Source organism: Planctomycetia bacterium, from assembly GCA_015075745.1.
GTDB lineage: Bacteria > Planctomycetota > Phycisphaerae > UBA1845 > UTPLA1 > UTPLA1.
In genome coordinates, this window is record JABTTW010000001.1 from 1770603 (window position 1) to 1786578 (window position 15976).

General features: G+C 61.2%; 15 protein-coding genes. 9 read left to right on the plus strand and 6 right to left on the minus strand.

Annotated features, from left to right (window positions below):
• Nucleotides 1-1020: an SGNH/GDSL hydrolase family protein gene (locus HS101_06965; protein ID MBE7506014.1), complete on the plus strand. Its 1020-nt coding sequence runs from the start codon at nucleotides 1-3 to the stop codon at nucleotides 1018-1020.
• 66 nt (nucleotides 1021-1086) lie between these two features.
• On the opposite strand, the gene HS101_06970 is transcribed toward HS101_06965, so the two are convergent.
• Nucleotides 1087-2268: a thiolase family protein gene (locus HS101_06970; GenBank protein MBE7506015.1), complete on the minus strand. Its 1182-nt coding sequence runs from the start codon at nucleotides 2266-2268 to the stop codon at nucleotides 1087-1089.
• 124 nt (nucleotides 2269-2392) lie between these two features.
• Between HS101_06970 and HS101_06975 the strand changes: the two genes are divergently transcribed.
• Entirely contained in the window at nucleotides 2393-3106 is a 714-nt protein-coding gene (locus HS101_06975; protein MBE7506016.1) for a hypothetical protein, read from the plus strand.
• A 16-nt stretch (nucleotides 3107-3122) separates the two neighbouring features.
• Here the strand turns inward: HS101_06975 and HS101_06980 are convergent, their stop codons facing one another.
• Nucleotides 3123-3965 (minus strand): methyltransferase domain-containing protein, encoded by an 843-nt coding sequence (locus tag HS101_06980; GenBank protein ID MBE7506017.1) that lies wholly within the window; start codon nucleotides 3963-3965, stop codon nucleotides 3123-3125.
• Nucleotides 3966-4463 (minus strand): N-acetyltransferase family protein, encoded by a 498-nt coding sequence (locus HS101_06985; protein MBE7506018.1) that lies wholly within the window; start codon nucleotides 4461-4463, stop codon nucleotides 3966-3968.
• Nucleotides 4464-4629: 166 nt separating this feature from the next.
• On the opposite strand from HS101_06985, the gene HS101_06990 reads away from it, so the two are divergent.
• Together HS101_06990 and HS101_06995 are read left to right on the plus strand one after the other, a co-directional pair.
• The gene (locus HS101_06990) at nucleotides 4630-5019 is read left to right on the plus strand and encodes a DUF971 domain-containing protein (GenBank protein MBE7506019.1); all 390 of its coding nucleotides are present in this window, start codon (nucleotides 4630-4632) and stop codon (nucleotides 5017-5019) included.
• A gap of 301 nt (nucleotides 5020-5320) precedes the next feature.
• Nucleotides 5321-6232: a hypothetical protein gene (locus HS101_06995; GenBank protein MBE7506020.1), complete on the plus strand. Its 912-nt coding sequence runs from the start codon at nucleotides 5321-5323 to the stop codon at nucleotides 6230-6232.
• Here HS101_06995 and HS101_07000 read toward each other — a convergent pair.
• On the minus strand, nucleotides 6209-7117 hold the full coding sequence (locus HS101_07000) for a nucleotidyl transferase AbiEii/AbiGii toxin family protein (protein ID MBE7506021.1): 909 nt from the start codon (nucleotides 7115-7117) through the stop codon (nucleotides 6209-6211). The two genes, HS101_06995 and HS101_07000, sit on opposite strands and share 24 nt — an antisense overlap.
• A gap of 406 nt (nucleotides 7118-7523) precedes the next feature.
• On the opposite strand from HS101_07000, the gene HS101_07005 reads away from it, so the two are divergent.
• The 4 genes from HS101_07005 (at nucleotide 7524) to HS101_07020 (ending at nucleotide 12457) form a co-directional block, all read left to right on the plus strand.
• Complete coding sequence (locus HS101_07005) at nucleotides 7524-10937, plus strand: M28 family peptidase (GenBank protein MBE7506022.1); 3414 nt, start codon at nucleotides 7524-7526, stop codon at nucleotides 10935-10937.
• Nucleotides 10938-11067: 130 nt separating this feature from the next.
• Nucleotides 11068-11391 (plus strand): DUF4258 domain-containing protein, encoded by a 324-nt coding sequence (locus HS101_07010; protein ID MBE7506023.1) that lies wholly within the window; start codon nucleotides 11068-11070, stop codon nucleotides 11389-11391.
• Complete coding sequence (locus HS101_07015) at nucleotides 11388-11606, plus strand: hypothetical protein (GenBank protein MBE7506024.1); 219 nt, start codon at nucleotides 11388-11390, stop codon at nucleotides 11604-11606. The genes HS101_07010 and HS101_07015 overlap by 4 nt, the downstream gene beginning before the upstream one ends.
• A gap of 5 nt (nucleotides 11607-11611) precedes the next feature.
• A complete protein-coding gene (locus HS101_07020) occupies nucleotides 11612-12457 on the plus strand; it encodes a methyltransferase domain-containing protein (GenBank protein ID MBE7506025.1) in 846 nt (281 codons plus the stop codon).
• Between the two features lie 35 nt (nucleotides 12458-12492).
• Here HS101_07020 and HS101_07025 read toward each other — a convergent pair whose 3' ends face one another.
• Nucleotides 12493-12723 (minus strand): DUF433 domain-containing protein, encoded by a 231-nt coding sequence (locus HS101_07025; protein ID MBE7506026.1) that lies wholly within the window; start codon nucleotides 12721-12723, stop codon nucleotides 12493-12495.
• A gap of 232 nt (nucleotides 12724-12955) precedes the next feature.
• Here HS101_07025 and HS101_07030 point away from each other — a divergent pair, with 232 nt between their 5' ends.
• Nucleotides 12956-14986: an elongation factor G gene (locus tag HS101_07030; GenBank protein ID MBE7506027.1), complete on the plus strand. Its 2031-nt coding sequence runs from the start codon at nucleotides 12956-12958 to the stop codon at nucleotides 14984-14986.
• A 12-nt stretch (nucleotides 14987-14998) separates the two neighbouring features.
• On the opposite strand, the gene HS101_07035 is transcribed toward HS101_07030, so the two are convergent.
• Complete coding sequence (locus tag HS101_07035; protein MBE7506028.1) at nucleotides 14999-15823, minus strand: NUDIX domain-containing protein; 825 nt, start codon at nucleotides 15821-15823, stop codon at nucleotides 14999-15001.
• Nucleotides 15824-15976 lie beyond the last annotated feature (153 nt).

Here is a 15976-nt window from a genome sequence, read left to right on the forward strand (position 1 = left end):
ATGAACATGTCGCGCATCATATTGACCTGCCTTGCACTTGGCGTCGCGGGGTGCGACACGATTCCCGCGCCGACCGGGCCGTTTTCGCGGCTCATCGTGTTCGGCGACAGTCTGAGCGACACGGGCAACATTCTCAAGGAATCTGGTCTGGTGCCGGTCGCGCCGTACTTCGAGGGTCGCTTTTCGAATGGCGAGAATTGGGTGGAGGAGTTTGCGCGGCACTACGGCCTCGAAGCGCGCCCGAGCTATGTCGGCGGCACGAACTTCGCCCAGGGTGCATCATCCTCCAGCTTTGGACTGACGGACTACAGCGGGCTTCCCCTCGGGCCGAACATCCGGCAGCAAATTGAACTTTATCGCGGACAGCCGGATGGGACGGAGCTCTTTGTCGTCTGGAGCGGGGCCAATGACCTGTTCGACGTGCTCAATGGTGACTGCACGGCGACACCCGACGACATCGCGGACAGTCTGTTCGGGGCCATCACGGCGCTTTACGGGCGCGGCGGGCGACAGTTTCTCGTGCCGAACATGCCGGACCTCGGCATTGTGCCGCGCTACCGCGGGCGGAGCCGGGAGGCACAGGCGACGCAACTGAGCTTGGAGCTAAACACAGCGCTGGCCGCGCGGCTGGACGTGATCGAGACGTTTCCGGATATCAAAGTGTATCGCCTCGACATCGAATCGCTCTTTGCCGAGACGGTGGCCAACCCGCCGGCGGGGATCATCAATGTCGCCGACTCTGCGTGGACGGGATCGTTTCTCGGCTATCTCGGCGGCGGACAGTTGGTTGAGAATCCCGATGGGTACATCTTCTGGGACTTCGTCCATCCGACCCGCACGGGCCACGGACTCATCGCCCAGGCGGCTATCGCGCTGGTCGATTCGGAGCTTGTTGCGCCGACGGCCAACGGACGGCCTGAGGCGTTCACGCTGACACTCCCGCCCGCGGTGGATTACTGGCTGACGTGGTTCTCGCTTGTCGGCCAGCCCGGGGGAAGCCCGAACGAGTGTCGATTCTGAGACGCACGCTTTGCGTATCGAAGCTCGATGACTTCAGTGCCTGAGTGTGATTGACGAGCCGTCGTGTTACGGTCGCTCGATGATCATGGCGACCGCGTTTCCGCCGCCGAGGCAGAGGGTGGCGATGCCGCGTTTGAGGCCGCGCGCCTCCAGGCCGTCGATGAGCGTGGTCAGGATGCGCGTGCCGCTGCAGCCGATCGGATGACCCAGGGCGATCGCCCCACCGAGGATGTTGACGCGGTCGGCGCCGATCTCTAACTGCCGCATGCACGCCAGCATCTGAGCCGCGAAGGCCTCGTTGATCTCGAAGAGGTCGATGTCCTTGACCTGCAGGCCCGCCTTTTCGACGAGCTGCCGGACGGCGCCGACGGGGGCGATGAAGAGTTCCTTCGGTTCGACGCCGAAGGTGGTGTGGGCGATGATCCGGGCGCGAATCGGCCAGCCGCGCTTCTTGGCTTCGTCTTCCGAGGCGAGCAGGGCCATGGCCGCGCCGTCGGTGAGCTGCGATGAATTGCCGGCCGTGATGGTGCCGTCCTTCTCGAAGGCGGGCTTGAGTTTTTGTAGATCGGCGAGCGTCACTTCGGGGCGGATGGATTCGTCCTCGGAAAAGATCGTCGAGCCCTTCTTGCCCGGGACCTCGATCGGGGCAATGGACTTTTTGAACGCTCCTGATTTCTGCGCGGCGGCGGCGCGATGATGACTATCCAATGAGAAGGCGTCCTGATCCTCGCGCGAGATGTTGTACTTCCGCGCGGTGTACTCGGCGGCGTTGCCCATGCCCCAGCCCTCGAACGGGCAGGTAAGGCCGTCGGCCAACATGCCGTCTTCCATGGTGACATGGCCGAACTTGGTCGCGCCGGTGCGCGTGCCGCGGACGTAGTAAGGCGCGTTGGACATGCTCTCCATGCCGCCGGTGAGGATGATCTTTGCCTGGTCGAGGCGGATGTTGTTGTCGGCGTTCATCGCGGCGCGGAGGCCCGATCCGCAGACCTGGTTCACGGTGACGGCGGTAATGGTGACGGGGAGGCCGGCCTTGAGGGCGACCTGTCGCGCGGGGTTCTGGCCGACGCCGGCCTGGAGGACTTGGCCGATGAGGGCCCAGTCAACATCATTAATGGGACATCCAATCTCGGCGATGAGGGTCTTGGCGACCTGTGCGCCGATTTCCGGCGCGGAGAGGGGGCTGAGCGTGCCGAGAAACTTGCCCATGGGGCTGCGCTTGGCGCCTACGATGACGGAACGATTCATGGTGCGAAACTCCGGTTGCAATGCGTTTTCTGGCGACCCGGTTTGCCCGGGAAACATCAGGAAAGTATAAGGACTTTTTTGCATTTGCACAAAGTGCGGCGGATGGAAATGGGAGAGGACTGACATGGTCTCGGACATGTATCGGACGTTGGCGGTCATCGTATCGCTGGGTGTGGCGGGTTGTACGGCGCCTGGGGAGACCACGATCGCCGCGCGCGATGAGGGCACGCCGGCGAAACAGGCTTCCCGACCGCGCGTGGTCAATTTTGCGCCGGGCCTGCGGATTGACTACCGCGTGCCGCAGGTGGAAGTGGACTGCGAGGTGATTCTCAGGGACGGGGATCTGGAACTCTTCGCCTACGCGAAGGCCTCGGTGCCCAAGGAGCACGAGTCGATCCTGCGGACGCACGTGCCGCCGCAGAAGGTCTATCAGGCGCTGGGGTTGATCGGGCTGACGCCGGGCCAGACGCTGAAGTATCTGATCGAGACGAAGACGGTTCGGCCTGCGAGCGGCGACAGCGTGGATGTGCTGGTGCGCTATGAGAAGGACGGCGAGACAGTTGAAGAGTCCGCCTGCGGCTGGATGCTCGATGCCGCGGCGAAGGCGCCGATGAAACCGACGCACTGGTTGTTCACCGGATCGGAGAAGATGGATGACGGTGTGTTTGCCGCGGACTATGAGGGCACGCTGGTGACGGTAGTCGATTTTCCGAGCTCGCTGCTCTCGCTGCCGACGAGCCACAGCGAATCGGATGACCAGTTATGGCTGAAGGCGAATACGCAGGCGATCCCGCCGGTGGGAACGAGCGTGACGCTGGTGCTGCGGTCTGCGAAATAATCTGCCGGCCTGCAACTCAGCGCTTTCGCGCGATCAGCGAGGCGGCGTAGCGACGCGGTCCGGCGAGCCCTTCACGCGAAACGAGAATCTCCAAGTTCGCAAACGCGCGGGCCAATTCGCCGGTGGCGAGGACGTGCGATGCGCGCGACGGCTTGCCGAAGGTCTCGCGCTGCGGTTCGACGAATGTCTCATAGACGACGAGCCCGCCGGGGCGGACGGCGGCGGTGATGTGCGGCAGCAGCGGGCGATGCAAAAAGTTGAAGCAGCAGACGAGGTCGTAGGCGTTTTCGGCGATGGCCGGCTCGCGCTCGACGTCGCGCTGCGACATGTGAATGCTCACGCCGCTACGCCGGGCGAGATCGTCCGCCAGCGCCAATGCGTCGGGCAGGATGTCCCAGGCTTCCACGTGAAACCCGCTCATGGCGAGAAAGACGGCATCGCGGCCGGCGCCGCAGGCGATGTCGAGGGCACGGGGGCGCGGATCGCCGGCAAGTTGCAGCAACCCATCGCGGCGAATCAGCTCGACGAGCTCGATCAGCAGGTCATGCGGCTGCCAGAGTCGGGATCGCGAGGGGCCGGACTCGGTCGGGCCGTCTGCCAGCCACGAGAGTCCGTGATGCACGGCGGCGACGACGCGCTCGCGGGCGCGCAGACGAGACGCGGCCCATCTGGCACGAGTCGGATCTTCGTCGAAGATCGTGACGGCGACGCTGCGCGGCGGAAGCTCGTGAATGCGATGGGCGAGTTCTTCGAGCGGGATGTTCACCGCGCCGGCGCGATGCGATCGCTCGAATGACGCGGCCGGCCGCACGTCGAGAATCGGTTGCGTTCGCGCGGGATCAAGAGGCACGGCCGTCATCTATGCCCCGCCTTCGAGGCGATGTTGCCAGATCACCACGTCGATCCAGCGGTCAAACTTGAAGCCGATCTTCTCCAGACAGCCGACCCTGCGGAAGCCGTGCGCTTCGTGAAGCGTCTCGCTGGCGGCCTGATGATCGGCGATCTGGGCGACGAGGCTTTGCAGGCCGCTGCCTCGAGCCAGCGCGATCAGCTCGACAAGCAGCGACTTGCCGATGCCGCGGTGGTGGCAGTCGTGCCGGACATAGACTGAGTTCTCCGCCGAGAAGCGATAGGCGCAGCGGTTGTTCCACCGGGAGAGCGTGCCCCAGCCGACGACGCGACCCTCCTCCACCGCAACGATGGCCGGATACGGACCCGTGTGCGAGGCCAGCCAGTCCCGCCAGTAATCGTCGCCCTCGGGCTCAGTGGCGAAGGTGCAGGTCGAATTGAGCACGTAGTGGTTGTATATCTCGCTGACGGCGGGGATATCGGTTGGTTGAGCGGCGCGGATGTTCATGACGTTTGCCTCGACCTCGATCGTGCTATGATAAACCGTTCGCGATGGAGACGGGAATGCGTCTGAGGACGCCCGATCGGATTGACACGGTGACCCCTCCCTGACGGTCGGCTCTCTGATCAGAAAGGCCCCAATGCCCTCAAACGAATCCGCTGATCGACCGCCGATGACCGAAGAGCAGTTGATCGATCTGGCCCTGCGGCAGCCGCTGGCGTCGGAACAGTTCAAGCCGGTCGATCTGAATCTGGACCGGCGCGAAGGGCTGAAGATCAAGTGGTCCGACGGCCACGAAAGCCAGTACCCGCTGGCGTATCTCCGGAAGCGGTGCCCCTGCGCGACATGCCGAACGGAGCGGGAAAGCGCCCAGCCGAAACCGGCGTCGCTCTCGCTGACGATCCTCCCTGCGAACATCGACAAGGCAACGGTCTTTTCCGACGCGAAGCTGGTGGGCAACTACGCCATCCAGATCACCTGGGCCGACGGCCACTCGACGGGGATTTTCGATTTCCGCTACCTGCGGGTGATTTGCCCGTCGAACAAGGGGGGAAGCAAATAGCGGAAGACACTATTGGTGAGGACTTCAGGCGTCGTATAGTATATATACTAGACGACGCCGAGAGTCTGGCACTTAGTGGAACCGCTAGGAGCTGGTTTTTATTGGTCCATCACGTTTCTTCACGTTTTGGTCGTCCTAGTGTACACACTAGGACGACGAAATAAGGCCGATATGTCCGTCTAGACTGTAAGTTTCTAACATCAATAAGTTTATCGCCATTAAGAGGCTGCGGAATCTCCCACTCTAACATCGTGCGTGTTTAATCCTTGGAAATTCGTATGTCATACAGTATATATACTGTATGACACCGATATCTAAGCCAGCTAAAACTCGGCTCCAAATTGCAAAGCGGGACATCTTCCGTCAGTTCGAACAACTCCCGGGGAAGGTACTCCGTCAAAGAGATGTATCGCGAATCCTCGATGAAAACCGCGAATCATGGCGCCTGACACAGGGAACAACATTCCAAGCGTTCACTCATTTCTTGCTCACGTCAACAAAGCTCTCAAAGGTCACTTTCCCATTTCCCAAGCCATACGCACGGGAGACACGATTCATATGGGGCGATGTGGATCTTCGCGAGGTGATGTTGACCCTCAAACCCAATTGCCATTTCTCGCATTATTCCGCAATGCAATTGCACGGCCTCACGGAGCAAGTGCCGAAAACGACCTACATCAACTTCGAGCAGCAGCTCGCCAGCAACCCGACGGGCGAACTAGCGCAGAAGAACATCGACGCTGCATTCCGGCGACCCGTCCGGACAACGAAATACATCGCCGAGACCGACCAGTTTCGCGTGTGCATCCTCAATGGAAAGAACACCGGCTATCTGGGCGTTGAGGAGATTGACCATCGACCAGCGGGCGGTGGTCGCAAGTTCAAGATTCGGCTGACAGGCATTGAGCGTACCCTGATCGACGTTGCCGTACGGCCAGTCTATTCCGGGGGCGTCTTTGAGGTATTCAAGGCCTACCGCCTCGCGCGTGAGACGGTGTCCGTGAACAAGCTCGCTGCCATGCTTCAAAAGCTGAGATTCATCTATCCGTATCATCAGGTGATTGGGTACTACCTGGAGCGATCGGGCTACCGATCGACGCAAATCGACCTTCTACGACGATTCCCAATGGAGTTCGACTTCTATCTCGAGCACAATATGAAGCAAACAGAGTACGTAAAAGCATGGCGGCTATACGTGCCAAAGGGGTTCTAGGCGACGGACGATTTCCAGAACGTAGTCGAAGTAGAAATCAAACTCCTCCAGCGAAACGCCCGGATTGACCGAGTCGCGTACCGCCTGAAAGTCTGACCTGTGAAACTCGCGGTGGTTTCCAATCTGCGGCAAGAGCGTCAGCGGTACTCTCTTTGCGTCAAACATGTTCCTAATTATTTCCTGGTGTTCAGAGATCGTCATGTCGACATTGCACCGGTTTACGATCATATGAATATCCAAAAAATCTCGGGCACGAGCTGCCCCCGAACGCTTTCGCTTGACGATTTCATTGTACTCCGGCATTTGCTGGCAAATGGCTCTTAGCTTCTCTGCCGCCAACATGGCGGGTGAATAAACATACACTTGATATCCGTAAAGGTCGACGGTCTGCTTGCCCGCCGTAAACTCAAATTTGCTGATCTCAATGATGAATCGTGTGCCTTGGCCAATCTGAACGGCGCGTCGGCGAAGTTGCTCAACATCCCCGGCGAACTCCTCAAACAGCTTCTTAGGCACAAGCTTGAATTCGATACTGTATCCGCCCCAGAATTCCGCCAATTCAGCCGTCACCTCCGGCGGTCTGTCATTCATGGATAGATCGATTACCTCATAATTGTTCTCGCGAAAGGTCTGTCGGATCAGGAGTCCAATTCTTTCTTCAACTTGTTCCCGCTCTTCATCGCTAAAGGCGTCCTTCATCGATAGATCGATATCGATGGAAGCGCGCGTGCTGATGCCATGAATCAGATCAAGCGCATTCCCGCCCTTTAAGACGAGCCGCTCCATAAGCTCGTCATCAGAGAAGACAGCGACGATGGCGAGCTTTTTGATCTTCTCAAGCTCTGCTAAGTCACTCGTAAAGTCAGGTCTGGATTTCTTCGCCATCCGGCCTCTCGGACTCCACACAAAGGATTAGTCGAGCCGCATGATTCTAACCAACGCCTAATTTCTAGCCCCAGCCCCTCCCACAGCCATACACCGAGCACTTACGAAGCGTGTTGCGGCGAAAAACGAGACGCGGCCGACGGTTGCCAGGGGAAGCCTTCCTCCATATCAGGCTGTAAGAAAATCGACTGAAAATTGCGATTTCCAACCATCCAACGGTGGGTTGTTTGTCTCCGGTCATCATAAACCCTTGGATTTTAGAACGCCCTTTATTTGGGGGCGTATAGCCCTTGCGGTAAGATCGTTTACACAGATATCCGATACGTCCGTCTCGGGCGGGGCCGGGGGCCTTGGTGCCCGTGGGTCGGGTTCGCCATGCTTCGGGGGAGCCAACTGGAGTCGCCGCATGAACCTTCGTGAATTTCGCCGTACCTCACATTCACCATTCCACGCGCCGCGATCGATCGGGCGGAGCATGGTCGTCCTCGCCCTGGTGCTGGCAAGTAACGCGCTGGCCGCTGTCGCCGGCGACCGGCGATCGGCTGACGAATCGCTCTTCTCCCGGCAGGCCTTTCTCGATCATGTCTCGTACCTCGCCAGCGACGAGCTGGAGGGACGCGGCACGGGGCAGGAGGGGATCGACAAGGCCGCCGAATACATTGCCGACTACTTCGAGGACTGCGGCGTCAAACCGGCGGGCGACGACGGCACCTACTTCCAGAACTTTTCTCTCAAACTGTGGAAAAAGATATCCCGCGGCACGCGGCTGAAGATCGGCACCGACGGCAGACCGGCCAGTCGCTCGGCGAAGCTGCACGAAGACTACCGGCCCTTTCCGTTTTCCTCGTCCGCCGCCTTTGACGGTGAGGTGGTCTTTGTCGGCTACGGCATCGTGAACGACGATCACGACTACAACGACTACGAAGACATCGACGTGGCGGACAAGGTCGTGCTGATGATGCGCCGCGCGCCGCGCTTCGCGGAGTTCGGTATGGCCGACATGTCCTTCCGCTCCAAGTCCAGCCGGGCCAATGCCCGGGACGCGAAGGCGATCCTCATCGTGAACCCGACCTTCGACGATGACGGGGACAAGCTCTATTCGTTCGACGAGTCATCCGGGGCGGCTTTCGGCATGACGCCGCCCTCCTACGGCGTGCCCATGCTTCACATTTCGCGGGCGGTCGCCGAGCGCATGCTCAAGGCCGGGGGCATGCCGGACCTGGCGACGATCGAAGAGAAGATCGACAACTCGCACGAGCCGATGTCGACGCTGCTCAAAGGCGTGAGCGTGAAGGGTCGGGTGAAGATCACCGCGGTGGAGAGCCCGGTGAGGAACGTGGTGGGGCTGATTCCCGGCAAGGGGCCGAACAAGGACGAGTACATCATCCTCGGGGCCCATTACGACCACCTCGGCATTCGCCACAAGGGCGAGGAAGGCTTCGACCCCGAGAAAGACATCAGCAACGGGGCCGACGACAACGCCAGCGGTACGGCGCTGATCATGACCATGGCCGACGCCTACTCTCGCGGGCGTGCGCCGAATCGGTCAATCCTGCTCATGCTGTTCACCGGTGAGGAGCGCGGCCTGCTCGGTTCGGCGCACTTCGCCAACAAGCCGACGATCGATCTGACAAAGGCGACGGCGATGCTGAACTTTGACATGATCGGTCGGCTGCGCAAGGACACCCTGGAGGTCGGCGGCATGAGGACCGGCGACTTTGAGGAGATGGTGCGCGACCTCGCGGATGAACATGGTCTGAAAGTGAAGGACGGCGGCGGCGGCCGGGGGCCGAGCGATCACACCAGCTTTTACAACAAGGACATCCCGGTGCTCTTCTTCTTCACCGGCTTGCACAAGCAGTATCACCAGCCGGACGACGACACGCCGCTCTTGAACATTGACGGGGCGATCCGCATCGCCAAGTTCTCAGCGGACATCATCGACGCGATTGATTCCAGACAGGTCGCGCCGCAGTTCGCCAAGGATTCGCGCAGGCCGCGCATCGGCAGGCCGGACGATGAGGATGAAGACGATGACGTGGCGGTTGCGGCCGCCGCGCCGGGCGTCAATCCGCACGAGGCCCCGGTCAGCGCAGCGAGCGCGGGGCCCGGCGACGGGGTGCGACTGGGGATCAGGCCTGATACGTCCGACACCGAAGGCGGCATCTTGATCGGCGAAGTGATGGACGACACCCCGGCCGCGCGGACGGACCTTCGAGCGGGCGACCGGCTGACGCGACTGGACGGCAAGCAGGTGGAGGGCATTGAGGGGCTTCTGGAGATTCTGGGGAGTCTCAAGTTCGGCGATAAGACGACGGCGGTCATCGAGCGAGACGGGAAGACGCTTCGCAAGGAGATTCAATTCGGCGAGGCGGTTGCCGTCGCACACGCGACCGAGCCAGCGCCAACGGCGCATGCTCGCCCCGCGCCCACTGCGCACGCCCATGAGCGCCCAGCGGCCGGCATGGATGACGCTCTGGCAAAGATGGATCTCGATATTGCCCGGGCAAGGATGATGCTGGACGACAAGCGGTCGGAGCTCGATCAGTATCGCCAAAGGGCAACGCAGACGGGGACAGGGGTGGATGAATTGAGAGAGAAGGTGCTGACCCTCACCGCGATTGAGACGGAACTGGCCATGGACATGGACGGCAAGCGGACAGTCTTCGAGCAGTTTGACAAGGTCAGACCGGAGGACATGCCGATCACGCCGGACCTGCAAGCGCTGTTACAAAAGGACAAAAAGATTCAGCGGCTTGAAGACAAGGCCGCCGAGGCCGAGGAGAAGCTCGTCGAGGCAACGGCGCGTCATAAGGACGACGTCGAGGACCATCCTGACGTGGCCGCCGCCAGGGCCGTGCGCGATTTCGCGGCGGACCGGGTTTCGGAAGAAAGAGCCACAAAGGCGCTTCAGTATCGAGTCAGACAAAAGGACCAGGCGAGGCGCCAATATAAGCAGGCGCAGGATCAACTGCTGGCGATCCGCGAACGATTGGCGGGGGCCCAGGCAGAGCTTCAGGACAAGGAACAAAAACGCACCGCCATGCTGCGGCTTGAGCAGGAATGCGCCACGCTCACGACTGCCTACGACGCGCTCGTAAACCAGCGACGCCAATTGGCGAGCGTGCCGCGCATCGCCCAACTGGCGCAGGTCATTCGCGATACCCTCGTCCAGGAGACGGACGACTTCGAGATCACCGTGAAGTTCGACGCGAATCGGCCGGACACGACGCTGGAAATCACGCTGCGGCCGAGGAGCGCGACAGGAGAGAAGCTCAGCCAGATGCGCGATGATCGCGAGAAAGAAAAGCGGGCGTACGAGTCAGCGTTGAAGAGACTGGAGCCGAGCGCGGCGAGGGCCATTGATGCAATGGCGCAACAAATGGCGAATACTAATCGTGGGAAGACTCCTCGGAAGAACGTCAGAAAATCCGCCATCAAGAAGACGCACGAAGAGCCCGCGAAAAAGGCTGAAAAGAAAGCCGAGAAAGACCCGCATGCCGACATGCCGGATGACGTGACGTCGACGCCGATGCCGCCGGTGCGACTGGGGATCATGCCCTCTTACGGTGAGACCGAGGGCGAGGGCTATGAAATCACCGGCGTCGTCGAGGGCGGCGCCGCGGCCAAGGCGGGCATGAAGGACGGCGACCGCATCTACAAGATCGGCGGCGTCAAGGTGACGGACGTGTACACCTACATGGATTCACTGCGCAAGTACAAGCCCGGGGACCTGGTGCCGGTGGTCGTCCTCCGCGACGGGAAGAAGGTGGAGTTGAAGGTCAAGGCGGAGGGCCAGCAGTCGAAGGAAGCGGCGTAGCCGAGTTTTCCTTTGGGCGAATCGTTGTTACCGAAGACGGGAGATTGAACCATACCGATTCACGCCCTCACTGGATTGACCGAAAAGCCATTCAGTCTCATGATGTCGGACCATCTGAGAGTCATTGAAGATGGAATCCACACTTGGATTGATTAAGGCCTTGATCGCAGCCGGTGAAGTTGTCATCTCGGACCATGGATATGATGAACTCGCGGCCGACGGCCTTACAGTCGACGAGGTGTTAAGGGGCGTATCGGAGGCCCAGGAAATCGAGGATTACCCCGATTACCAGAAAGGCCGATGCGTTCTTGTGCTACAATCTGATCATGCGGGCGGGCCCATTCATGCAGTATGGGGAATCCGCAGGGGTACAACGACTCCGGCTGTTCTTGTGACAGCGTATCGGCCAGATCCGGATCGATGGCAGAGCCCGACGACGCGGAGAAAGTCATGAGCAAAGACACACAAGTGAAATTGCTGCGCGAGGGGGACTATATCGCCGAGGTCCAGTTGGAGTTGATCAACGACCCGGACGGCTGGGGGCCGTACCTGACCGTTGACGAGGCGAAGAAACTGGACCGGGTGCGCGAGGCGCTACGGTCGGGCAACACATCCGCGGCCGGAAAACTGGCGAAGGTATTCCGTCTCGTTCCCATCAGTGCCGCGTAGGGACTATGGCACAACCCCAATCCACACGCGAACGCATTGTCTCCGACTGGACCGCCGCCGCCGGCGGATGGCGACGGTGGGAGGCGCACAACATCGCCTACAGCTGGCCGGTCACGCATCGCATCGTCGAGGCGCTGAATCTGTCGCCGGGACAAACGGCGCTCGACGTCGGCTGCGGCATCGGCGACCCGGTGATTGCCATTGCCGAGAAGATAGGCGAGACCGGCCGCGTCATCGCGATTGATCCCGTCGCGGAAATGGTCGAGACCGCCCGCGCCCGGGCGGCGGGCTTCGGACTGACCAATATCGAATTCCACACCTGCCCCATCGAAGAGCTATCGCTCGCCGACGGCTCGCTCGACGCGGCCAGCGGACGATGGTCGTTCATCTTCTGCGAAGACGTCGTCGCGGCGCTGCGGAGAGTGCGCGCCTGGCTCAAGCCCGGCGGGCGGTTCGCCATGGCGACATGGACCCCCCAGGAAAACTCGCCGGGCTTCAAGATCATCAACACGGCGCTGAACCGGCAGGTCAATCTGCCGCCGCTGGACGCGACCAAGCCGGGCATGGCGCAGCTCTCGGAGCCCGGTCAGCTTGAGGGGGCGCTCTCCGCCGCGGGGTTTAAGGACATACGCGTGCAACCGGTGCGGCTCTCGATCTTCGCCAGGAGCGGGGCCGAGTTCTGGGAGATGATGTCCCAGATGGGCGGCAGCCTGCGCAAGGTGTACGACGGTCTTAAAGAAGACCAGCGCGCCGCGGTGGCCGAGGAAGTCATTCGCGGCGTAGAGCAATTCCGCAGCGCGGACGTGCTGCGGATCCCGGCGCTGGCCCAGGTGGGCAACGCAGTTCGATGATCGAGGCGACATGCTGTTGTCGATCAAGAAGCGCATCAGGCTACGCGCATCGGGAGTTGTCTTTCGCGAACCGCCTCGGCGGCATAGACCAGCGCCTGACGAATATCATCCGGTTCAAGGTCTGGATAGTCGGCGAGAATCTCCGCATCGGTACGACGCTCCGCGATCAGGCCGACGATGGTTGCCACGGGAATTCGAAGGTGCCTAATGCAGGGCACTCCCCCCATTTGTGCCGGATCAACCGTAATACGATCGCATTGAGCCATCACCGTTCACTCCCGTGGTTCGTCGCTGATACATTCTATCGACGCCGGCACGGCTATTCACGCGAAATCTTCGTTTGAGCCGAGGGTTCCCCCCGCCTTGAAGCCGTTTTCCCGGGCCGGTAACATGCTGTTTCTGCGCGCCGGTCGGCGGTCGCAACCCGCCGGACGCGTCTTTTTTAGGCAGGGTAAGAAAACACGATCCATCCTTCATTCAACCTGAGTCGGAGGCCCCATGCCCAGCTATACCACCGCGGATATCCGCAATGTCGCATTGGTCGGTCACACCGGATCTGGAAAGACCTCACTGTGCGAGGCGTTTCTCCACGCCACCGGCGTCACCAGCCGGCTGGGCAAAGTCGCCGACCAGACCAGCCACCTCGACACGGATGACGAGGAGAAGGAACGCGGCTGCTCGATCGATTCGCACGTTCTAAGCATCGTTCACGAGAACAAGGTGCTCAACCTCATCGACACGCCGGGCTCGCCCGACTTCCTCGGTCCGGCCATCGCTGCGCTCGCCGCGGCCGAGACGGCGATGGTGGTGATCAACGCCGCCGCCGGCATCCAGGTAAACACGCGGCGGATGCGCGAACAGGCAAAAGACTTCGGCCTGGCCCGCATCATCGTTGTGAACCACATCGATGCCCCCAGTGCCGATCTCGCCGAGCTGCTGACGGCCCTTCAAGAGAGCTTCGGGCCGGAGTTGACACCGATCAACCTGCCGGCGCCAGGGCGCAAAAGCGTGGTCGATTGCGTGAGCAGCCCTGACGGCGAGTCGGATTTCGGCAGCATCGCGCAGTGCCACAAGGACGTCATGGAGCGCGTCGCGGAAGTCGATGACGCACTGATGAACAAGTATTTCGAAGAGGGCGAACTGTCGGTTGACGACGTCATCGCCCACCTGCCCAAGGCCGTCGCCGACGGCAAGATCGTCCCCGTGCTTTACACCAACGCGCTGGCCAATGTCGGCATCAAGGAGCTCCTCGACTTCATCGCCAAGTGCTGCCCCTCACCGCTGGACGGCAAGCAGCGAAAACTCATCATCGGGGGCGAGGAAAAACCCCTGCCCACGAACGGCTCCTTCTGCGGACAGGTCTTTAAGATCGCCATTGAGCCGAAGAGCAACATCAAGTACGCCTTTATCCGCGCCTTTTCCGGCCACCTCAAGAGCGATGCCAACCTGACGACCTCCGGTGAAAAAAAGGGCGTCCGTCCGGGCCACCTGCTGAAGTTTCAGGGACACGAACACAAGGAGACCGACGAAGGTCTGGCCGGCGATATCTTCGCGGTGGCCAAGCTGGAGCTGCACATCGGCGACACCGTCTTCGACCAGCAGACTGAAGGCAAGGTGCCGATGCCGAAGTTTCCAAACCCGATGTACTCGCTGGCGGTCGAACCGAAGGCCCGGGGCGACGAAACAAAGATCGCCGAATCCGTGCGCCGATTCACCGACTGCGATCCGTGCTTCAAGACCCATCACGACCCGCAGACGCACGAGCTGGTCATCAGCGGCGTCGGCGACATGCACCTGCGCGTCATCCTGGCGAAGATGCACCGCCAGTTCAAGCTCGACGTGAACACCAAGCCGCCCAAGATTCCCTACAAGGAGACGATCACCGGCAAGGCCGACGGGCATCACCGCCACAAGAAGCAAACCGGCGGCGCGGGCCAGTTTGGCGAGGTCTTCCTCAAGGTGGAGCCGCTGCCGCGCGGCAGCGAGCCGTCGCTCGAGTGGTCGTGGGACATCTTCGGCGGAGCGATTCCCGGACAATTCGAGCCAGCCATTAAGAAGGGCGTCGTCGAACTCATGGGCCTCGGAGCCCTCGCCGGTTTTCCGCTTCAGGACATCAAGGTGATGATCACCGACGGCAAGCATCACCCCGTGGACTCGAAAGAAGTCGCATTCAAGACCGCCGGCAAATATGCCTTTAAGGATGCGATCATGAAGGCCAAGCCCGTCCTGCTCGAACCCATTGTGGATATCGAAGTGACCTGTCCCTCCGAGAACGTCGGTGACATCACCGGCGACCTCGCCCAGCGCCGCGGGCGGCCCAGCGGGCAGGACATGCTGCCGGGCAACCTGACGATCATCACCGCCCAGGTGCCGCTGGCCAAGGTGTCGGACTATCACTCGCGCCTCAGCTCGATCACCGGCGGCAAGGGCACCTATAGCATGGAGCTATCCCACTACGAACCGGTACCCAGCAACGAGGCCCAGGCCATCATCGCCGCCTACAAGCCGCACAAGGACGAGGACGAGTAAGGCGTCCGTTCTTCACGACTTGGGTAGTTTCTGCAATCTCTCGTGGATGAAGAGCGCGCCGACGGCGACGGGCGCAATGAGGCCGCAGGACTGGATAAAGGGAGCGATGGCGCCCGGCTCGTTGGGCAGCCAGACGATCTCATCGTGCTCGTCCTTTGCCTCGGCCGTTTGCCATCGCTGACGCAGTTCCTCAACCGTTAGTTCGATACGAGCCTCGAAGAGCATTTCCGGCTGGTGAATTTCCTTGTCGCGGATCATGCCGACGCAGATGAGATCGTGCAGCTCCTCGCGGCGCAGGCCCAACTCCTCCTCAAGCTCCCTTGCGACGGCGGCGAAAGCGTCGATCCGGCCCTCGGTCGTCATGTCCGCCTTTTCCAGCGCGCCGCCGAATGTGTGGACGTGATTCGCGTGGTACGAGACGCGCGAGGATCGCCGGCCGTAGCAGATGCGGTCGTCGGCACTAACGATCGTCGCCGTGGTGCCGATCGGATTGGCGAAGCGCTCCCAGCCGAATTCGGCGAGGCGATGCTTGTTGTAGAGATTGGTGCCGACGAAGTCGCGGTAACAGGTCGGCCCGACGGTCAGGGTAAAAACTTCGCCGTGCGGCGAGGGCCGCACCTCGTGCCGCACATAGCGGAGCAGTTCACCGTTGAAGAGGAGTCGATCGGTGTCTTTGGCGAGGGCCAGTTGCCGGTCCCATTCGACGGCGATGGCCGCGTCGAGATCATCGGTCGTCGGCCGGGGCGCGAGATCGTACTCAATCCTGACGCAGTCCATCGGGAACCGGCCGCAGGCCTGAACGACGAACGGCTGATTGTCATCGCTACATGTCGACAATTGAGGCACTCTCGAATGACCATACTGAGTCACGCGACATCAGGCGGATGGAGAACCGCACGGACTGAAGTCGGGGGCTCGTCTTAGGGTCGGCGACGTTTCCCCGCGCGATGCGCGCAGTCTGATTGCCACGCCGGGCCGCTTGATATACTA